This is a genomic window from Alkalispirochaeta alkalica DSM 8900 (assembly GCF_000373545.1).
Taxonomy (GTDB): domain Bacteria; phylum Spirochaetota; class Spirochaetia; order DSM-27196; family Alkalispirochaetaceae; genus Alkalispirochaeta; species Alkalispirochaeta alkalica.
Genome location: NZ_KB891691.1, coordinates 295,758 through 316,922 on the forward strand (window position 1 = coordinate 295,758; position 21,165 = coordinate 316,922).

Annotated in this window: 16 protein-coding genes; 1 reads left to right on the forward strand and 15 read right to left on the reverse strand. The window is 61.6% G+C overall.

Annotated features, from left to right (window positions below):
* The first annotated feature begins 80 nt into the window (after positions 1–80).
* The gene (locus tag B071_RS20230) at positions 81–668 is read left to right on the forward strand and encodes a TP0733 family outer membrane beta-barrel protein (RefSeq protein ID WP_438829522.1); all 588 of its coding nucleotides are present in this window, start codon (positions 81–83) and stop codon (positions 666–668) included.
* Between the two features lie 1,400 nt (positions 669–2,068).
* Here B071_RS20230 and B071_RS0101265 read toward each other — a convergent pair.
* The 15 genes from B071_RS0101265 to B071_RS0101340 form a co-directional block, all read right to left on the reverse strand.
* A complete protein-coding gene (locus tag B071_RS0101265) occupies positions 2,069–2,668 on the reverse strand; it encodes a phosphoribosyltransferase (protein WP_018525290.1) in 600 nt (199 codons plus the stop codon).
* Positions 2,665–4,173, reverse strand: coding sequence for a Do family serine endopeptidase (locus B071_RS0101270; protein WP_018525291.1), 1,509 nt, complete (start codon positions 4,171–4,173; stop codon positions 2,665–2,667). Before B071_RS0101270 ends, B071_RS0101265 begins: the two co-directional genes overlap by 4 nt.
* On the reverse strand, positions 4,170–4,964 hold the full coding sequence (gene map, locus B071_RS0101275) for a type I methionyl aminopeptidase (protein WP_018525292.1): 795 nt from the start codon (positions 4,962–4,964) through the stop codon (positions 4,170–4,172). The genes B071_RS0101270 and map overlap by 4 nt, the downstream gene beginning before the upstream one ends.
* A gap of 1,830 nt (positions 4,965–6,794) precedes the next feature.
* Positions 6,795–7,205, reverse strand: a complete 411-nt coding sequence (nusB, locus tag B071_RS0101285) for a transcription antitermination factor NusB (RefSeq protein WP_018525294.1) — start codon at positions 7,203–7,205, stop codon at positions 6,795–6,797.
* Between the two features lie 2 nt (positions 7,206–7,207).
* The gene (locus B071_RS0101290) at positions 7,208–8,296 is read right to left on the reverse strand and encodes a peptidylprolyl isomerase (protein WP_018525295.1); all 1,089 of its coding nucleotides are present in this window, start codon (positions 8,294–8,296) and stop codon (positions 7,208–7,210) included.
* A gap of 230 nt (positions 8,297–8,526) precedes the next feature.
* Entirely contained in the window at positions 8,527–9,330 is an 804-nt protein-coding gene (locus tag B071_RS0101295; RefSeq protein WP_018525296.1) for a J domain-containing protein, read from the reverse strand.
* Positions 9,327–9,743 (reverse strand): flavodoxin family protein, encoded by a 417-nt coding sequence (locus tag B071_RS0101300; protein ID WP_018525297.1) that lies wholly within the window; start codon positions 9,741–9,743, stop codon positions 9,327–9,329. Before B071_RS0101300 ends, B071_RS0101295 begins: the two co-directional genes overlap by 4 nt.
* Positions 9,744–9,749: 6 nt before the next feature.
* Positions 9,750–10,091 carry a preprotein translocase subunit SecG gene (secG, locus tag B071_RS0101305; RefSeq protein ID WP_018525298.1) on the reverse strand — a complete coding sequence of 114 codons (342 nt, stop codon included), beginning with the start codon at positions 10,089–10,091 and terminating at the stop codon, positions 9,750–9,752.
* A gap of 7 nt (positions 10,092–10,098) precedes the next feature.
* On the reverse strand, positions 10,099–10,851 hold the full coding sequence (gene tpiA / locus B071_RS0101310) for a triose-phosphate isomerase (RefSeq protein WP_026244886.1): 753 nt from the start codon (positions 10,849–10,851) through the stop codon (positions 10,099–10,101).
* Between the two features lie 67 nt (positions 10,852–10,918).
* Entirely contained in the window at positions 10,919–12,097 is a 1,179-nt protein-coding gene (locus B071_RS0101315) for a phosphoglycerate kinase (protein ID WP_026244887.1), read from the reverse strand.
* A gap of 88 nt (positions 12,098–12,185) precedes the next feature.
* Complete coding sequence (gene gap / locus B071_RS0101320; protein ID WP_018525301.1) at positions 12,186–13,187, reverse strand: type I glyceraldehyde-3-phosphate dehydrogenase; 1,002 nt, start codon at positions 13,185–13,187, stop codon at positions 12,186–12,188.
* A 110-nt stretch (positions 13,188–13,297) separates the two neighbouring features.
* Positions 13,298–15,361, reverse strand: a complete 2,064-nt coding sequence (locus B071_RS0101325) for a tetratricopeptide repeat protein (RefSeq protein ID WP_157702962.1) — start codon at positions 15,359–15,361, stop codon at positions 13,298–13,300.
* Positions 15,348–16,052, reverse strand: coding sequence for a hemolysin family protein (locus B071_RS0101330; protein WP_157702970.1), 705 nt, complete (start codon positions 16,050–16,052; stop codon positions 15,348–15,350). Before B071_RS0101330 ends, B071_RS0101325 begins: the two co-directional genes overlap by 14 nt.
* An 89-nt stretch (positions 16,053–16,141) precedes the next feature.
* On the reverse strand, positions 16,142–16,774 hold the full coding sequence (gene ybeY, locus B071_RS0101335; protein WP_083914298.1) for an rRNA maturation RNase YbeY: 633 nt from the start codon (positions 16,772–16,774) through the stop codon (positions 16,142–16,144).
* Positions 16,689–17,606, reverse strand: a complete 918-nt coding sequence (locus tag B071_RS0101340; protein ID WP_051075242.1) for a PhoH family protein — start codon at positions 17,604–17,606, stop codon at positions 16,689–16,691. Before B071_RS0101340 ends, ybeY begins: the two co-directional genes overlap by 86 nt.
* Positions 17,607–21,165 lie beyond the last annotated feature (3,559 nt).

Genomic DNA, 21,165 nt, shown 5'->3' on the forward strand with positions numbered 1-21,165 from the left:
TCAGGGTCTTTCCTGCGTGATAGTATCGGTCTGTGATTTTTATCAGTCGATACAGACAGTCGCGGCACGTCCTCGTTCTGGTGCTGTCACTGGCCCTGGCTCTGGCAGGCGCTCCCGGCACGGCACGNGCCCAGGAGGATGACGAGGACTTTCAGCCTACCTACGGGCGTGGGGATCAGATGATCTCCATGAATCTGGGGCTCTTTATCCCCCTCTTTTTTGCCGGTGGTCCCGACGGGATCAAGGACGCGAACCTGACCCTGGGCGGCACGGGCCACCTCATGTGGAGCGGTTTTCTCACCAACGAGATCGCCNTGGGAGGGGAGCTGGGGGGGATGTTCGCCTATACACCCAACCGGAACGCTCTCTACATGATTCCCCTGGCCATGCGGCTTACCTATTTTTTCAGGGCCTACCCCTTCGAGTTCCCCCTGTCNATTGCGGCGGGGATGAACTTCAGNCGNTTCGACGGGGCCTTCAAGATCGATCCGATCGTGATGCCCGGCGTGGGTGCCTACTGGAACATGAACTCTGAATGGGCCTTCGGGGTGGATCTTCGGTACTGGTGGGTTCCCCAGTTTTACAACCACGTCTCCGATGTCTCCAACGAGGACAACCGTTTCGGGAACTTCATGTCCACCACCATGTCCATTCTCTACCGGTTTTAGGAGAAACTGTATGAACGTCCTACACAAGAGCAGGGCCTTCCCGGGTGTCCCCGGCGGGGGCTGGCACGTCCTCGGGGCGCTTCTGGCTGCCCTGGTCCTGACCCTCGGNGGNTGTACCCGGGGGGACACAGGGATCTTTGCCGATATCGAGCAGGAGGTAAAGATCAGGTCCAACAACCTGGTGGATAACACCTTCATCGCCAGCATGGCCGCTTCGGGAGACTACTTCTACGCGGTGGCGGGCACGGGGCTCTTCCGGCGCCCCATAAGCGGTAATACCTGGCGTCGGGTTAGCCCCAGCAATAGAGAGGCATCGTCGGTGGCCGTGATAGAAAATGGTGCAACCTACGAGGTCTACGTGATTCTCTCTTCGGGCGGAAAGAACACGACACTCCAGAGGGCTGTTGAGGATGAGGAGGATGGAGAACTTTCCTCCTGGGAGGTCGTTCTCGGGAGCGGTTCTTATCTGGACGATCCCGACGATGGCGAGAAGAAACTCTCCAGACTCACGGGGGTGGCTGCTATCGACCGCAGTGGCGACAGCACGCCCGACACGCTGCTCGTCACCATGCGGCAGGAGGGCGACAACAAGCAACGTTACCTGGCGGTGAACCCGCAGAAAGGCGACCCTCAGGACAGGCGCCACCGCTTTGTCGGGTACGAAAACCCGGGGGACGACCTGATCCCGAGTTCTCGCCCCCCGGGGAAGGCCTTTGTGGCAGGTGGCTACCTCTGGATCGCCAGAAATGGCCTTTGGTGGCTGCCTTTAACAGAGTTGGAGACTAGTACTAATGATGATATCAAGGAAATAAAAGCCCCGCCACCAAACCTGGGGGCTGTGGAGCCCGTAACCCTCGGTAGTAACACCTTCCTCGTGGCGGCCACGCTCACGGGCAGGCTCTATAAATCATCGAATCTGCCAGATCCCCCGATAGATCTTGACACCTGGGATGCTGGCTGGGAAAGTTTTGCATCCCGCAGCAGGGCCTTCGCGAGTCTCCTCTGGCTTCCAGATAGGGAGATATTCCTGGCAGGAACAATCACCAGCGAGAATCCTACCAGTTGGGACCGAGACGGCTACTACCACGCCCGCCCGAACGAGGATTTCACCAGCGTCAGCTGGACCTCGGGCCGCGATATCAGCAGGAGTTACGGGTCGGCGGATCTCTCCTCGGCTGCCGTGACGGGGCTTATGGAGCTGGGAGGGCTCGTCTTTGCCCTGACCGATAACCACGGCCTCTGGAGCACCTCCAGCTATAACACCGGGACATCGCCCACCTGGGTCTGGGAGTAAAACCACAGACCCGGACCTGGCCGTCAAAAGAGGGCCGGCAGATCTTGCGACCGCTAAAAAAGACCGCCCGGGAGGCGGTCTTTTTTTTGGTCGCTGCGGACAGGCTTCAGGGCAACCCGTGGAGCACGGCCCGGACCCGCTCGTCGGGATACTGCTGGTCGATCTCCTCGGGCAACAACCCCACCAGCTCGTGGCTCAGGTAATGAATCCAGTGATCCTCCTCGGGCGTCTGGATCTCGTGCTTCCGGCAGTAGTAATCGGGCTGGATCGGCTGCTTTTCCTCCACGTAGTGGCGGATCTTGTAGTCGTGGACGGCGATCTTGACNTCGGAACGGGGCAACCCCTTCTGGAGAATCACCTCTACCAGATGATTCACGGTCCGGCCCGTATCAAAAATATCGTCGATCACCAGAACCCGGTCGCCCGAACGCAGGTGCTCGGGGCTGTAGGTCCAGCCGTCCACGCTCACCCGCTCCTGCTCCCTGATATCGGTGTAGGANCGGGCCACCACGGCCGCATAGAAGACCGGCCGCTGGCCGCGCCGGACAAACTTGAAGTACTCGCTGATCACGTTCCCCATGTAGGCACCGCCCCGGAGGCTCACGTAGATCACATCGGGAATAAACCCCTCCTGGCAGATCTGCTGGGCCAGAACGANGGCGTTNTTCCGGACCGTGTCGTAGGANATAAAGTGCTTGTTACTCATTGCTGGATTCCAATCTCGACAGTGCTGTCGTCGCGCAGAAGTGAGAGAGTGGCCTCCTGGCCGCCCTCGTTGATCTCTCTGTAGAAGTCAACCATGGAGGTTGTCTCCCGGCCGTTTATCGCAAGCAGGATATCACCTGTCCGGACCCCTCCTGCTGCAGCGGGAGTGCGCCGTTCCACGGTGGTTACCAGAAGCCCCCCCCTCTCTTTGGAGAGATTCAGATCGGAACGGATCTCATCGGTCAGGGGGTGGACCGAGAAACCCGGCCAGAGNCGGCGGTTCAGCTCGGCTATCTCCCGGTCCGACTCGCGCTCGGCGATCCGAACCTCCAGCTCCAGGGNTTCACCGTAGCGNACCACCGAAAAGCGGGCAATCTCGTCCACGGGCAATTCGCCCACCTCCAGGACCAGCTGATCGGAGTCGCCGATGGTNACGCCATTCAGGGTCACCACGAAGTCGCCCGGCAGAAGACCGCCCCGGTGAGCGGGAGAATCCCGGAAAACGTGGTGAATCAGGGCGCCCCGCCGGCTCGGAAGAGCCAGAGATTCAGCAATCACGGGGGTAACNGAACGGATACTTACCCCGAGCCAGCCGTAGCGGACCGCCCCGGTCTCGATAAAATCGTCGATGGCGCGCACCACGTTATTGACAGGGATAGAGAACCCCANCCCCATGCTTCCTCCGGTCTGGGAGGTGATCCAGGTATTGATCCCCACCACCTCGCCCCGAAGGTTCACCAGAGCTCCCCCNCTGTTGCCCCGGTTGATGGCGGCATCGGTCTGGATGAAATCNCTGATGTTTCCTGCGGGCCCGCCCCGGCGGTTCAGGGCACTCACGATTCCGGCGGTCACGGTGGACTGGAACCCGAAGGGGCTACCGATCGCCAGCACCCANTCACCNACCTGCAGGGTGTCGGAATCACCCAGAACCGCCAGAGGGATATCCCGGGAGGAAGNAAAGGAGAGGAGCGCCAGATCCTTGCGGGTATCGGTTCCCACAACNCGGGCGGTATACTCCTCATCGTCGGTGGTGGTTATGGTGATCTNATCGGCCTGGCCCACGACGTGCTCGTTGGTGAGGACGTAGTAGAGATCACCCTGGCGGCGCACCACCACTCCCGAACCGATCCCCTGGGTACGGAACCGGCCCTCGCCCTCCCGATCGGGNGCNCCCTCCTCNCCGGGCGGATCCAGGTAGGGATCGCCAAAGAAAAAATCGAACCAGGGAGCGTCTTCACCCCCGGGGATCATGCGGGTTCGCACCTCCTCGACGTCGATTCTCACCACCGAAGGGCTGGCCACACGAGCCACCAGACGAAAGCTCTCCTGCAGCTCCCGGGGATCGGCCTGGGCAAGGCGGTCCCGGTCCCGGGCGGCGATACGGCCCGCCCGGTTTCCGTTGGTCGAACAGGAGAAGAGGAGCGTGGCAAGAATCAGACCCGAGAGGAGCCCCGCAAGAAGAATGTTAAGAACAAAGAGCCGCCGCGGAGAGAGGGCTCCCTTCATCGATCTGCTCCCCGGGCCGCCTCCAGCGAGGGAACGACCTCGGAGGGTCGTCTGGTCAGGACCTCCACACCCTCCGAAAGGATGGCCAGGGTGTGCTCAAAATGGGCCGAGACCTTTCGGTCTCCCGTGACCACCGTCCAGTCGTCGTCCAGCAGATCGACATCGTCAACACCCAGATTGACCATGGGTTCNATGGCGATGACCATACCGGGCCGGAGGCGCGGGTTCGGGCCCCGGCCAACGTAGTTCGGAATTTGGGGGTCTTCGTGGATTTCCAGACCGACCCCGTGGCCGCAGTAGGGGCGCACAACGCCGTAGTCCCGGGCTTTCACCGTTTTATAGATGGCTCGGGAGATGTCGTTTACCCGTTTCCCTCTGCCTGCGGCCTCTATGCCGCGTTCCAGAGCCTCCCGGGTCACACGAAGAAGTTTTTCCACGGCCGGATCCACCGTGCCGACCGGTACGGTTATGGCGGAATCGCTGAAAAACCCCTCGTAATCTATACCGCAATCGATGCTCACCACATCGCCCTCTTCCAGGCGTCGCGATCCGGGTATGCCGTGGATCACCTCCTCGTTCACCGAGGTGCAGAGCGCGCCGGGGAACCCCTGATACCCCAGAAAGGCCGGGCGGCCACCCAGGGCCTGAATCTCCTGCTGTGCCAGGCGGTCCAGCTCCCCCGTGGTAATACCGGGCACTACCTGGTGCTGGAGCTTTTCCAGAACAGTTGCCAGGAGCTTGCAGGACGCGCGGATTCCGGCGATCTCTTTGGATGTCTTGATACGAATCATCGAGGAGGAGCGTAGCACGTTCAATCCCGGGGCGCAAGAAGTGCGCGGTAACTGTAAAGGGACTCATCGTCGGGAGTTAGACCGATTGCCCGGTCCGCAAGGCGCCTCGCATCGGCGGGACGATCTTCCAGGCGGGCCTGCTCGGCCTGGAGGAGGAGAATGCGGGTCTCGATCTCTTCCCGCACCCCGGGGGGGAGGTTGGCGGCGTCGAACCAGTCACGAAAGCGTTGAATCGCTTGACGGGATTCCCCCAGGGGGGCGTGCCGGAGGGCGAAGATCGACTCGTTCCAGTGTGCTGCCCAGAGCGAAACACCGCTGCTCCGCACCCCTCCCTCTGCGGGGGGGAAGAGTCCGGGCAGGACCTCCCGGGCCCGGGCCGGATCGCTCTGACGGTCAAACTCGATGAGATGGAGCGCTGCCGCCCAGGGAGCCCTGGCGGGATCATAGCGCCGGCGCANCTCGGCCAGCCCCGCAGCATCCCGGCGAAGGGTCAGGTGGCGCGCCAGAACGCCCGCTACCTGAAGCGCCTCGGGATGGCGACCCAGGTAGCCCCAGAGCTCCTGCTCCCGACGTTCGGGCGGAACGAGCAGAGAGGACACGGGTGCTGCATCGTCCTGGCCCTTCCGGGGATCCCCTGGGCGGGGAAGCCCTGCCAGGTGAGCCAACAGCCAGGCCCGGGGGTCATCCTCAAGGACAGCCCCCTCCAGTCCGGCCAGGATCTCCCTGGCCCGGGACCATTCGCCCTGAGCCGCCAGAAGCGAGGCCCGCAGCAGGCGGTATTCCGGGTCGTGGCCGTGATGGGCGTCTCCCCGTTCGATCACATCCGGGAGCTGGGGGCGTCCCTGGCGCGCCAGAAGAACAGCTTCGTTCATAAAGGGCACGGCCGAAAAGGCCGGAGCAAGATCCTGAAGTTCCCTGTAGAGAGAACGGGCTTTCTCGAATTGGCCCTGCCGGGCGTGGGCATCGGCCTGGATCAGCAGGATCGGGGGGAGAACCGCTTCCCGGGGAGGAAGGGCCCGAAGCTCCCGGAAGAGCCAGGTATCTTCGCCGAGCCAGGCTGAGAGGAAGATCGCCGCCCGATGATCCAGAGGTTCGCTTCCGGGAGGGTCCCGGGAGAACTCCCGGAACGCCCGGGCTGCGTGGCGGGCCCGGGGCAGATCACCCTCGGCGGCAGCGGCCAGGGCGCTGTTCCGGGCGAAGGCAGCCACGCCCGTGACCTCCCAGGCCTGCCAGAGCTGCGGAGCCCGGGGGTCATCCAGCGCTCCTGCCACAGCCCCGATCAGCCGGGCCTCGGGATGGTCCGTGGCGAGTTCCAGGACTTCTGCCCGGGACTGGTCGGGTCTGTCGGGATCCAGCACAGCCAGGACCTGGAGCATCTGGAACTCCTCACCGGCCAGCCCCTGGTTGCGCAGATATTCCTGCGCGGCCCGATGATCACCCCGGCGTACCGCTGCGTAGCTCCCNATTTTCCGCCAGGTCAGATCCCGGGGGAAGGCGGAAACGGCCGCTCCGGCCAGATCATCCAGGGTGCGCCACCGTTCTGCTCCGGATTGCCTCCAGGCGAGGCGGAAGAGCCTGTGCCAGTCCCTCGATGAACGGGCAAATCGGGCGGCTTCGCGGAGAACATCCCCGTAGGACTCGTCGAGGTATCCCTCCCGGTCCAGACGCTCCGCCCGTGTCAGGGCCCTGTCGAAGGCCCGCTCCCGGCGGAGGTGGGTCAGGGAGCGGGAAATCAGGAGCGTTGTCCCCAGGGCCAGCAGGATGGCGAGGGCCAGGAAGATCAGCCGTTGCAGGGAGGGGCCTCCCGGAAACCCGCGCACCGCCGTACCCCTACCCCTGGCTCTGCACGTCCCGGCGGATACCGTCGAGAACACCGTTGATAAAGCGGTAGGCCTCGTCCGTGGAGAGCTCCTTGGCCAGTTCCACAGCCTCGTCTATGGTGATCTGGGCGGGAATATCGGGCTGGTACATAAGACAATAGGTACTCATTCTGAGAATCGCCAGGTCAACCCTGGCGAGCCGGTCGATATCCCAGTTNGTGAGATGGTCGGTTATTTTCTGGTCCACCGGGGTGAGATGTTCCAGCGTTCCCTGGAGAATCATCCGGGGAAAAGCCAGATCTTCCTCTCCNGAGGGATCTGCCCAGGAAAACTGGAGCAAAACCGGGAGATCGCTGGTCCCCGTACCCCAGCTGTAGAGCGCCTGAACTACCAGGCGTCGGGATTTTCGTCTCGATGCCATGGCTACCAGTCCAGATGCTGGGGGAAGCGCTGGATTTCAGCTTCCTCCATGAGTTCATCCAGGGTAGCCTGGATCGAATCCTGAAAGAGCTGCTGCTGGCGCTGGGAGAGGATGTATCCCCTGATCTGATCGCGGACGGTCATGGATTCCCCCGGCAGGAGNGGATCGTCCAGCTGCAGGAGCCGGGGGCTCCGCCGGTCGGTGATGCGCACGATGTGAAGCCCCACATTGCTCTCCAGCACGCCCGAGACATCCCCCTCTTCCAGGTCGAGNACGGTTTCCACAAAGGATCGCCCCAGGCGNCGCCGCGCCTCGTCGTCGCCACGAACNAGGTAGCCAAAATCCCCTCCCGAGAAGGANGTGTCGTCCAGGGAGGCCCTCATCTGGGCCTGAAAGGTGGTCCTTCCCCGCTCGATGTTCCGGGCGACCTCCGCAGCCTTTCGTCGGGCGGCCTCCTGCTGGGCNGTGTCGCGGTTCCGCAGGTCAAAAAAGAGATGCTCGAACCGGGCCATGGCGGGATTGGTGAACTGCTGGGCGTTTTCCTCGTAGACCTGGCGAATCTCCCGGGGTGTGGGCTCGGGGATCGTCCCGAAGGATTCCCGGGCCCGTTCCATAACGAAACGCTCCTGAATCAGGCGGGTCCGAAGCTCCTCCAGATAGGCCTCCCAGGTCAGCCCCATTTGCTCCCTCACGAGACGGCGAAAATCTGCGTCGCTCACGGGCCGCTCCAGTTGCTGCCGCTGAAGCTGCACCGCCTGCTGCACCTCATCGTCGGTGACACGGATCTGGGCGCGCTCCGCCGCCTGGCGAATCAGGACGTCACCGATCTGCGCCTCCAGAACCTCCTCGCGGTTCTCNCTGGTGAGGGTTCGCCCCAGTTGTCGCTCGAGGAGTTCCGTCTGCTGCCGGATTTCCCGCTGGCCGATATTGACCGTGCTGGTGAGTCGCACAATCGCCACGGGCCGGTCCAGAACCTGCGGGAACGCTTCGGGGAGGCCTGCCAGTCCGATGAAACCCAGGAGGAAGAGGAAGAGGGCTCTTTCTTTCCGTCCTGCCCTGATAGTACTGTACTGTTCTGTTTTGTGTATCATACAAACCCTTGTCTTTCAGAATATCACGTCTTGTCCCNTCAGGGCCAGACCAGCCTTCCAGGGCCAGGCCACGGGGGACTCACTATATCATAATGGGCTATCCCGCAACAGGCGTGTAATGCACACCTCGGTGTATTCCCCAGTACGATGCAGCACGAACTCCACACTGTCGCGCGTACGTTACGCAGGTCTGTGGCACACACNGGCTGCACGCGCGACAAAACATTTTCCTAGAGAGCCGGCGAGAGCCCCAGTTCCTGCTGAATCTTCCGCACCCCCGCCAGACGGGGATCCAGGGCCAGACCTCGCTGTACGTTGCGGAGCCCCCCCCGGCGGTCGCCCTTCTTGAGGCACATCTCGGCGGCAATACGATATATAAAGGCGCGATCCTTTCGGGAAAAATCCCAGTCCACGGCCTGGTAAAGACAGGAGAGAACTGTATCGGGATCTTCTGCGAGGGGCAGGCGAAAGCACAGGAGCTGCCGAAGATGATCAAAAACGTCGGCCATGAAATGGCGGAAGTAGGGCTTGTGGCGCTCGAAGCGAACGATCGCTGCAAAGAGCTCAAAGGCCCGGAGGTATTCTTCCCGGCTTTCGTACTCTTCGGCCAGAAGGAAGGCGCAGTCCATGAAATCTTCCCGATCCAGATAGCGGGCCAGGTCGAAATCTCCCGTGGCGAGAAAGGCTCCNTAAATATGCAACGCTTCTTCGGGGTTGTCGTTGAGCAGATCGTAAAAAATGAGCCGGGCCTGGGATCGGGGATCATCACGCCGCTGTCGCAGAAAATCGGGGTAATTAAACTCCTCCCGCTTCTCCCGGTGACGATAGCCCCGAAGGCGATCGTAGTCGGCCCGGCGCTGCGGGTCTCCCAGGGTCTCCCAGGCAGCGACCAGCTCCTTGATCCGCTCCACGCTCCGGGCAGCGCCGTTGTGGAGATCGGGATGAGCTGCCTTTACCCCCTGGCGGTAGGCTCGGCGAACCTCCCCCGGTGATGCGTCGGGTGCGACGCCCAGAACAGAATAGTGGTCCTTCACCGCTCAATTTTCAGGCGGCGCACCACCTGATCTGCCTCCTCCCGGGAACGCAGAATCTCGGAAAAACGCAAAAAGATCCCTTCCCGCTCCATGAGATCCATCAACCGGGAGAGCCCCCGCTGGGCTCCAAAGGGCGCGTTGGCGACAAAGGCAAAACTTTTCTTGCCCAGAAGATTCCCCGCCTGGGCAAGAAACTCGCCGATCCGGGAATCGATCCGCCCCCGAAAGAGGGACGTGACCGATGTTCCCAGAACAAGATAATCGTAGACGGTTAACTTGGCATCCCGCGACTGATCACCGTCGATCAGGGTCACGGCGTGCCCCTGACGCTCCAGGGAATCGGCCACGCCCCGGGCGAGGTCATGAACCTTGTCCCGCTTTGCGCCGGCGAAGAAAACTACCGCTACCCGCACGGGGAGTTACTCCCCCCCGGCAGAGGCCGGGTCCTCGTCAGTGACCCACCACTCAACGGAATCCCCCCGCTGCGCCTCGAGCCGCCGAGCGGCAGCCTCTACGTCGCCCCCGTCGGGGGTGCGATTCACCCAGGCAAGCCCCAGGGAACTTATCAGGAAGAGCGTTGCCAGAACGCTGGTGATCCGGGTCAGGATATTACCGCTCCGGTTCCCCACCTGAGAGCTCCCGCCTCCGCCAAAGATCCCGCCGAGGCCGTCACCACCCTCCTCCTGAACAAGAATGATCAGAATAAGAAGCAGAGCGCTCACGACGAAGATAATCATCAAAAGAATACCAAGAAACCCCATCAATACCTCACCTGTCGAATTGTGCTATGGGAACAAACGTCTCCGTCTTCAAGGATGCACCACCGACGAGGGCTCCGTCAATATTGTCACGGCCCATTAAGCCCTTAACGTTGTCCGGTTTTACCGATCCACCGTACTGAATGACCATTTTGTCGGCCTCGTCGGCGCCGTAGAGGTCGGCAACGATCGCTCTGACCGTGGTGTGCACGGCATCGGCGTCATCGGGAGTCGCGGTTTTCCCCGTGCCGATCGCCCAGACGGGCTCGTAGGCGATGGTCACGTTTTCAAGCTGGTCAGCCGTGACACCCTTGAGACCTTCCTTCATCTGGGTCTCCACCACCTGGTTGACGCGGTTTGCCTCGCGCTCTTCCAGGGTTTCGCCCACGCAGAGAATAACTTCCAGCCCCTCCTGGAGGGCCAGGCGGACCTTCTCGTTAATCAGGGCATCGGTCTCACCGTAGCTGTGGCGACGCTCGGAATGGCCCAGAATGACCACGCTCACGCCCAGATCTTTCAGCATCAGGGGAGAGATCTCTCCCGTGTGCGCCCCCGAGGTGGCAGGTGCCATATTCTGGGCGCCCAGCAGAATGTTGCTTCCCTGCAGAACNGCACCCACCGTCTCGAGAGCGGTAAAGGGAGGAGCCACCATAAGCTTGTGAGGAACCCCGGCGAGTTCGGTTTTCATGGCCTGGGCCAGCGCCTTCGCCTCGGCCCGGTCCATGTGCATTTTCCAGTTTCCTGCGATAAAAGGTGTTCGCATTGGTTTCATCCTTACTGTATCGGTCTGCTGTGCGGGCCGCACCGCCGGAGCAGCGCGGCCACACCGGTCAGTCCTGGAGAGCGACGATTCCCGGAAGAGCCTTGCCTTCCAGAAACTCAAGTGATGCGCCACCGCCGGTAGAGACGTGGCTCAGTTTGTCGGAGATCCCGAATTTATTTGCTGCAGCAACGCTGTCTCCGCCCCCCACAACGGTGATGGCACCGGAACAGGCGATCGCTTCGGCTACCACCCTGGTTCCCGTGGCAAAGGCATCAAACTCGAAGACCCCCATAGGGCCGTTCCAGACGATCGTCCTGGCCGTTCCGATCGCCCTGGTGCAAGCCTGAATCGTCTTGGGACCGATATCGAGACCCATCAGGTCTGCGGGAAGGTCCACAGCGTCGACTGTCTGGGGAGCTGCCCCGGCATCGAACTCCGTAGCGGCGAGGTGATCCAGGGGAAGGATGACCTCAACTCCCCTGGCCTCGGCGGCTGCGAGAAAGCTCCTGGCGGTCTCCAGAAAGTCTTCTTCCACCAGGCTTTTGCCGATCTCGTGACCCTGGGCCTTGAGGAAGGTGTAGGCCATTCCCCCGCCGATGATCATGGCTGCGCAGTTGGGAACAAGGCTCTCCAGAACGGCGATCTTGGAAGATACCTTGGCTCCGCCGATCACTGCGACCATGGGTTTTTCGGGATTCTCCAGAACGGGCTGGAAGAAGGAGATCTCCTTCTCGATAAGGAATCCTGCGCAGGAGGGGAGAAACCGGGTAACACCCTCGGTTGATGCGTGGGCACGATGGGCCGTGCCGAAGGCGTCATTCACAAAGAGATCGCCCAGGGCGGCCAGGTTTTGTGCAAACCCAGGATCGTTCCCCGTCTCTTCCTTGTAGAAGCGGACGTTCTCCAGGAGCATCACCTGGCCCGGCTGGAGGGCCCTGGCCTGGTTCGTTACAGCCTCGCCGATGACGTCGTCGGCCATTACCACGGAGGTGCCCAGGAGCTCTCCCAGACGCTTGGCAACGGGCGCCAGACTGAACTCCGGTGCCCGGGCACCCTTGGGACGGCCCAGGTGGCTCATGAGGATCAGGGAGGCTCCCTGGTCGAGAATATACTTGATCGTGGGGAGCGCGGCGGTGATGCGCGTGTCGTCGGTTATGACTCCCTCTTTCAGGGGAACGTTGAAGTCCGCCCGCATCAGAACCCGTTTCCCTGCCAGATCGGCGTTTTTCACGGTACGTAATGCCATGGTTTNCTCCTTCAGGATTGCCAGTTGTGTTGGAAATGAAAAGGGCCCGGCTGATTTCTCAGGAACCGGGCCCGGGTTTCGTCGTGAATCAGACGAGCTTCTGGGCGAGCTCGACAACGCGGCAGGAGTAACCCCACTCGTTATCGTACCAGCTGAAGACCTTGGCTGTCTTGCCGTTCACCATGGTGCTCTGGGCATCGAAGATCGAGCTGTGCTCGTTGTGGATGATGTCCGCCGAGACGATGGGATCTTCGGTGTACTCCAGGATGCCCTTCATGGGACCCTCGGCAGCCTTCTTCATTGCAGCATTGATCTGCTCCGCCGTTGCCTCTTTCTTGAGGTTCACCACCAGATCCACGATCGATCCTGTGGGAGTGGGGACACGCATCGCACCGCCGTCGAGCTTGCCGTTCAGGGAAGGAAGAACCTTGCCGACTGCCCGGGCTGCACCGGTGGTGGTGGGGATGATGGACATGGCACCGCTACGGGCGCGACGAAGATCCTTATGGGGACCGTCGAGCATGACCTGGTCGTTGGTGTAGCTGTGAACGGTGGTCATGAAACCGCTCTCGATACCGAACTCCTCGTCCAGAACCTTGGCAACCGGTGCCAGACAGTTGGTAGTACAGCTTGCGTTGGATACGCAGGTGTCTTCCGGCCTGAGGTCGTCGTCGTTCACACCGAGAACAACCATGCGGTCGATGGCGTCCTTGGAGGGAACACAGAGAACAACTTTCTTTGCGGGGTACTTGGCGTTCTTGATGTGATCACCGTAGCCACCGCGATCGCTCTCGCGCTTCACAAATACACCGGTGGACTCGATCACCACGTCGGGAGCTGCTCCCCAGGGGATTTCCTTGGGGTTGCGCTCGGCACAGACCTTGTAGGACTTGCCGTTCACAATGAGGTTCTCGTCGTCGTGGGAAACGGTACCGTTGAACTTCCCCTGGGTGGAATCGTACTTGAGCAGATGGGCCAGGGTTTTTGTGTCGGTCAGATCGTTGATCGCAACAACGTCCACGCCCCGCTCAAGGGCGATCTTGAAGACGTTCCGGCCGATGCGGCCAAATCCATTAATCGCAATTTTCATATTTTCCTCCTGATGCAGGTTTGCTTCTCAGTCACGGTGACTATAGAAAAAGATTTATCGAATGTCAATCGAAGCAGCGCAGGAAGGACCCTCTCCAGAGAACTGGCCGATCAGCGCAACCGGAAAAGCCGTCTCAGAAGATCGGGCGAGAGAAACCCTTCGCTTCGGGAGGGGCCTTCCCCGATAATGGCCCCTTCCCCGGGAGGGCGTCGGGATTCGGGCTCCTGAGGCTCTTNTTCCCCGGCCAGCAGTACCGATGCCCCCGNAACGAGCCTGTCCGGACCCNGGGGGGTATACCTCGCCTCGGCCAGAAGATCGTCCACGGCAAGAACACGAGCCGTTCCCGATACCTCGTCGGAAGAGGAGTCCCTGAAGATCTCAAGGNCNGAGTCCACTTCGAGACCATCCACCGCCCCCAGGGAGACCAGAATCAGTTCTCCCCGGCGCTGGAGAACCCCTCCAGCCGGAGCGATCCTCCCCGCCAGGGCCGTCACAAGATCCCGCAGGGCCCGGTCGATCCGGCCAATCCCGTCGCGGGTGAAGCGACCTGAAAAAAGCTCTCTCCCTGTGGCCTGCTCGAGAAGAAGCGCCTCCAGCGAGACCCTTTCCCCGGTTATGGCCGTTGTCAGGATCAGCACCAGCTCGGCCCCCTCCTCTCTGGCGCTCACCAGAGCCTCTGCCAGAGAGCGTTCTGCCGGGAACACTCCCCCGAGGGAGATGTTCTCGTTCATGGCCAGGAACGCTCCGGCGTACTCTGCGATATGTCGCCCCGCCTCGGGCTCAGCGGTCCCGGGAGTCTGNGCATAGTGAATCACCAGCGGAACCCGGGGGCGGGACAGGGTGAACTGATCGACCTGCCACCGTCGGGACACGGAGTCGCGGAGAATTCTCTGGAAGATCTCGATCCGGTCCTCCAGGAGCTGCTGCTCCTCCTGNTNCCCCGCTTCCCCGTGGGCGGCGACTATCTCGAGCTCCTGAAGATAGCGGCTCCGGAATCCCTGTTTCCGGTACAACTCGGCCAGACTCAGCCGCAGCTCACGGTGGAAGGGNTCGAGCTGGAGCCCCCGGCGGAAATGCCGCTCGGCCTGACGATGGAGAAANCGNTCCTGGAGTTCGCTNCCCGACTCGAGGTAGAGTCCGGCAGCGGCCCGGCGGCGAGGGCTTTCCAGCGNCTCNTCTGCCAGGAGTGTATTTTCCAGGGCGATCCGGCTCAGCTCGTCATCGGGGCGGAGNCGCTGTGCCCGCTCCCAGCTCCGGAAGGCCACCTCACGATCACCCTGCCGCGCAGCCAGAACACCCCGGGCGTACCAGATGCGCGGCTGCTCCGGATCGAGCGAGAGAAGTTCCTCGTAGTATTCGCGGGCTCTCTCGGGGTCGTTCTTCCCCAAGGCAGCCCGGGCAAGAACCAGCCACCCCTCGTCGAGTTCGGGGGCCAGGGTGACGGCGCTTCGACCGTGGAAGAGCGCCTCCTCGTACTGGCCCTGATCCAGGGCAAACCGGGCAGCCAGAAGCTGAACCGAAGGATCCTCTCCGTGGTATTGCAACGCCCGGGAGAGATATCCGCGCACCGACGCCACCTCTCCCCGGGCCAGGGAGGCCTCGAGAAGCGCTGTCAGCAGGAGCCTGCTTCGGGGAAAGCGCCCTTCCAGCGCCCTCAACTCGGAGAGATCCTGGGAGGCCTTTCCCTGGGCGAGGTCCAGCAGGGCGATACCCACGAGAGCTTCTTCCTCATAGGGGCGACGGGCCAGAACGGCCCGGTAGCGATCACGAGCCTGATCGAGACGGCCCGTGAGAACCAGAATTTTTGCATCCAGAAGATCGAGNTCGACCCCGGGGTACCGCAGCCGCCGCGCCTCCTGGAGATGATCCGCCGCCTGGCGGTACTCCTCGAGCCAGAAGAGCGCCTCGGCCAGCCCCATCCGGGCGGCTCCGAAGCGGGGGTTTCCCTCCAGGGCCTTCCTGAAGAGATCCGCCGCAGCCAGNATCTCGCCCCGGTCGTAGTATACCACCCCCCGTTCCAGGGCCTCGCGACCCAGCTGAACCTGTTCGGGCGGGGTTGTGGCGGCGGCAACCTCCCGGGGACGTTCCCCCCCCAGGCCGTACCAGAGGAGCACCATGAAAAGGAGAGCGAACCGGGAGGGGCGACGCCCTGGTCGCTTCCTAACGCTGGTCATCGCCGGGAGCCTCGTCGGGTTTCACCACCACCTTGATCGTCTTGATCTTGTGGCCATCCATATCCTGAACGATAAAATCGATGTTGTTGTGCGAGACTTTCTCGAACTTCACGGGGATCTTCCCGAAGAGATCGAAAACGAACCCTCCCAGCGTGTCATAATCGTCGTCGGGAAGGGTGATTCCCAGGGTCTCTTCCATATCCTCCAGATTGATCCGGGCATCGCAGAGGTAGGTGTTGTTACCCAGTTCCAGGAGGTCTTCCCGTTCGTTATCGAACTCGTCCTGGATATCACCCACAATTTCCTCGATAATATCCTCCATGCAGACCAGCCCCGAGACCCCTCCGTACTCGTCCACGGCGACGGCGATGTGAACACGCCGNCGCTTCATCTCCCGCAGGAGCCCGTCGAGGCGTTTGCTCTCGGGNACAAAGAAGGGCTTCCGTAACAGCGTATCCATTCGGATGATCTCGCCGTTTGTCAGATACTGGAGCAGATCCTTGGCGTAGAGCATCCCCACCACGTTATCGATGGTGTCCTTGTACACGGGGAAACGGGAGTGACCCGTCTCGGCAATTCTGGAGACCAGTTCCTCCGTGGGCAGATCGATGCTGAGAAAGACCGAGTCGATTCTGGGGACCATGACCTCCCGCACGGTGGTGTCGGCCAGACCGTGGACCCCCTTGATCATCTCCCGGGTCTCCTGGTGAAGAGCCCCTCCCGGCGCGTCTTCCTCGGGCAGAAGGGAACGAATTACCCTGGCAAGCAGACCTGGCTGTTTCAAAAGAGCTTCTCCGGAATTTCGCGCACCAGCTGTTCCTGGAGCTGCAACATGGGCTCCCGGGAGAAATCCCTCGTCTCGTGGGTGTGACCCGCCAGGTGCAGCAGGGCGTGAACCGTCACACGACGCAATTCCTCCTCCAGGGAGACGGAAAAACTCCGTGCCTGGCGCTCTACGTAGGGAAGATCGATCACCACGTCCCCCAGGGCGGGCAAGGGACCGCGNTCCTCTTCTCCATCGGACCGGCCGTGGGCGGGACCGGGGCTGGCAAAACAATCGTCGGGAGGGGTGGTATCAGGAAAGCCTCCCTCGCACTCGTCCCCGCCAAAGGAAAGAACATCGGTGGGTTCGTCCAGCGAGCGGTACTGCCGGTTGAGATCGCGCATAAAGGAGTCATCGGTGAGGAGGATCGAAACCTCCCGTCCCGNGAGCTCCAGCCGTTCGAGCACCAGAAGNACATACCGCTCCAGAGCGGGAATCCAGGGTGGCGGCTCCACCTTCTCTGTCCGTATGTCGACGCCGGTTTCCGGACCGGCCTGATCTGGGTCAGGATCTTTCTTCATCGTAGGCCTTGATAATATTCTGGACCAGGACGCTTCGAACCACGTCCTTCTGNCCAAGGTGAATGACATTGATGTCGTCCAGATCTTTCAGAATTCCCGCTGCGTGAACGAGCCCTGACTGGACCCGNCGCGGCAGGTCGACCTGGGTTACATCACCTGTTATGGCGGCGCAGGTATTTTCCCCGAGCCGGGTGAGGAACATCTTCATCTGTTCCCGGGTTGTGTTCTGGGCCTCGTCCAGAATGACATAACAATCTCTGAGGCTCCGACCCCGCATGTACGCCAGGGGAGCGATCTCGATCATATTCTGCTCTTCAAGACGCCGCAGGAGTTCTGCCGGGAGCAAGGTCTCGATCGCGTCATACAGTGGCCTCAGATANGGGCTGATCTTCTGGGTCAGGTCGCCGGGCAAAAATCCGAGGCTTTCCCCGGCCTCCACAACGGGACGCGTGAGGACGAGTTTCCGCTTCTCCTTCGAGAGGACCTGTCTGAGGGCGTGCGCCACGGCCAGGTAGGTCTTGCCTGTACCGGCCGGACCGATCAGAAAGGAGAGGGTCTTCTCCTGAAGGCTCTTCATGACACGGGCCTGGCCGGCTGTTCTGGGGAAGACCCTGGANCTGGCGAGGGGTATCTCCACCGAGAGCTTGCGCATGGACTCCAGAGCCGACCTGTCCTCGTCTGCCAGGTTCCGGTGGATCGCATCNATCAGGCCGGCATCGGGTTCGTGGCCGCACCGGCTCTGCTCCTGGAGCTCGCTCAGAAGCGAAACNAAACGCTTCTGCACCTTTTCATCGGGACACTCAAGAATCATCTCGTTCCCGCGAACGCGCACCGGTGCCGCGAAAAGGTGTTCCAGGTGGCGAATGTTTCTGTCGTTGGCCCCGCATATCTTCTGTAACATGGCACCGTCCGAAAGGACCAGCGCGGTAGTATCTGACAATCCATCTCCTTCTGCTGTGTTAGTATAGGGACACCTCTCGGGTGTGGTCAAGCAAAACCGGGCACCCCTTCCCTNGCAATTCGGTTCTCCCGGCGGCTTTTTTTCCGCGCCTTCCCCGTCGTCGGGGCTGCGCGCTGGTTGCCCCCGGTGCGCCCGGGTTTCTGCCTCACCGGGTTTCTACACACCCGGGCAATCAGTCGATAAAATCGATCGTTCCATCGTCTATACGGATATTCCGCTTTATCTCCGGCACGGGGCGCCAACGGAAGAAGATGGTCACCACGCTCCGCCATTCGTAACGGGAGACGCCGCCCACCGTTTCCAGCTCGGGCCGTCCCGAATAGCCGAACTCCAGCTCCCAGTCTTCCAGATCGTGGATTGCCGAAATGTTCAGCGAGTCGACCTTGAANGCCGTCTCTTCCCGGGCGTCCCGATCGAAGAGACTCAGGCTGTCCACAAGATCGGAGAAGAGATTCCGACGAGGTCGCTCCACCTCGTCGGCCAGGGAGGGAACGTACTGGTAGAGGAGATCGTTACGGCTCCGGGCAGAGATCCGGAAGTCAAGAAAGCGGTGAATCGAAAAGGTGGCTCCGTAGTCGATCAGGAGGCTGCTCGACGTGTAGCGTTGCAGATCGATATCGGCGGTCACCCTTCCGTTCAGGGTCAGATCCATCCGGCGATGCCACCAGCGAAGGCGATGATCGCCCCGCAGGTCCACGGTGAGGCGGGTCCAGTGAAAATCATCGGTCTGGTCCGAGACCCAGCCCTGGGAAGGGTCAAAATCGTAGCCCACGGTTCGCCGACCCGTGAGCTGCGTCTGGAGCGGTCCCAGCCGGAAGGTGCTGCGCGAGAGCACAAGATTAACCCCCTCGGGATCGTGCTCGAAACGCTGTTCCAGGCGGAGCGACTGGTCGGGGAAGCTGGCGGTGTAGGTCTGGACAAAATTATCGGCCCTCCAGCGATCATCCCGCTCCCGGTATCCCCCGGAGAAACGGGCCGCAAGAAAGGCCCGCTCCAACCTGAGTTCCCCCAGATAGGTCCGGTCCCGGGGAGGCAGATCCGATGTGGCCGTCAGGGTCTGGGTAGCCGACCAGCGCTTCCACTGAAGCTGTGCCCTGGTCTGGTGGCGGGTAATATCGGAAGGCTCCCACTGGCCCCACTGCCCCCGATACCGGGGGTCTCCCGAAGAATCGAGCCCGGAGAAGCCGTAGTCGTAGATTCTTGAGGACAGGGAATAGCGCAGGGAGCTGCTCTCCAGATTTTCGTAGCCACGCAGGGGGAACAGGTCGATCTGGCTCGCCTGGGTGACGGTGAAGCTTCTGCCCCGGTAGGCATTANGCTGAAGCCGGTCCCGCTGAGNNTCCTCCATGTCTCCCATGATTTCCAACGACTGATACCGCTGATCCGAGGAAAGGGTTGTCGTGAGGGTTGCGATGCGGTCCCGGGCGCGGGCGTTCAGGACGAGACGACCCTGATTCCCGATCTGGATGGTGCCATAGTGCCAGTCCAACCCGACGTCCTCGGCTGTTTCCCAGGAGGCGCTGTCGGTGAAAAGGTCCTGCCTCACCGTGGGATTCAGTCGGTACGTGAGACTGATCTCGCCGGCGGCAGAATCGCTGATTCCTCTCATGGAACCGATGGTATCGGGGAGACGAAAGGCACCTTCCTCGTGGGGAGGAGGCTCTTCCTCCTCTTCCTCCCAGGGCGGGCGCAGGGAGCGATCTCGATCACGTCGCTCCTGGTCCTGGGCATCTTCCTGCGGGTCCTCATCGGAAGGAGAGGANCTTTTCCGGGAGGCTCCCTCGCGGAGACGAAAAAGCTCTCCTTCCACAGTCAGCCCCAGCTCGGGGAGGGTCACGGACTGGGGATAAAAGAATCGCTCCTGGGGGGACTTGTCTGTTCCAGCACGGGAAATCTCCTGGGGGAGGTCCCCGTCCCTCTTGCTCCGCCAGGCTACCCGAGCCCGGGCCGGCGAGAGGGAAAACGAGCGGACCCGGGGACGCAGGTGATTCACCGAGGGATTCCAGGTCANTTCGGCGTTCCAGCTCATGGAGTTCACCGTGGCCCCCCCGGAGTCCTCCTCATCGGCGGAAGGGCTGAGAAAAGCCCCCCAATCGATCTTTTCGCTGCGGTTATGAAAATCCCGACGAAACTCCGGGTCCGAGAGCATCATCATTTCCAGGTTGAACCGCACCGTTCCGACTTTTCCCTGGAGACGCACCTCCGATTCGTAGCGGAAGGGAAAGGTGGTCCCAAGAAAGGCCCCCCGGTTCCAGTACTGTTGAGCCTCCCCATCTTCCACGTAGTAGCTCGAGTACCGGCCGTTTTCAAAATAGATACTCCTCGATACTCCCAGACCGAGACGCCAGTCAAAGCGCGACAGGGGCCCCAAATCGGGCATCGAAGCGGCTACGCCTGCATAGCCCCCGAGACGCATGTAGAGATCGGCCATGACCTTGAGCATCCAGTCAGGCCTGGTCTCTTCTTCGGGGGGAGATTCGGGGATGCGCAGAAACAACCCCTGCCGTTCGCGCTGCGAGTCCCGGGGCGCCTCGGTGAGGCTCATGATCGAGAAGGGGGCATCGCTCTCTTCCCGTTCTCCGTAAACGTAGGTGGTGGTAAAGATAAAGGCCCCTTCCCTGTCGCGATGCCCCGCCACGGGGTGAAAAAAGAGGCGGTCCCCGGGAAGGAAAAAATAGGGAAAATAGAAAAGCGGCACCCGACCCACGTGCAGAACGGCGTGGCGCAACCCCCACTCCCCGGGAGCAAAGATCCAGATCCGGTCGGCCTTGAGGCTCCAGTTCGGAGGATCAGCCCGCGACGAGGTGATCCTTCCCCCTTCAACAACCAGGATATCGCCGGGAGCGCGAGAGATTCTCTCACCCTGTACAAAAAAAGTTATCTCCTCCTGATCGACCTCCTGGAGAGACTCGGTAACGCCCTGGATAAAGACCCCTTCCCAGGAGTCGATCTGGAAAAGCACCGAATCTCCCCGGAATCGCTCGTCTCCGTCCTCGCGTTGGACCGTATAGACCACGTTGCCTCGGGCATTCAGGAGGGACTGGTCGGTGTTGATAAGAATTTCCTCGGCCTCGATGGAGTGGAAGGCGCCCCTTTCCTCCACGGTCAGCAGAACCCCTCCCGACAGGCGGAGCGTCCGCTCGTCCACCTGCTCTACATCGAAAAACCGTGTTCCCCGGGCACGCTGGATACGGAGGACCGATCCGGCCGGTTCGCTCCGGGGCGCCTCGGCAGGGCTGCGCCGGACCTGGTAATGCTGGAGTATCCGGTCTTCGATCTGACGCCGGGATCCCCGGGTGCTGAGACCCAGCGTCGAGGCCCAGTCGAGGAGTTCGCCCTGCTCGGCCGTTTCGATGTCCTGAAGAAGTGTTCTCTCCAGGAGGGGAGAAACAGGGGGGCTNCGTTCCTGGGGCGCTTCTCCTGAATCTTCTTCGACCCCGGAGAGGGGTTCCGATATCTGCCCCCTCTCCCGATCTGATTGTTCGCTGGTCCCAGGTGG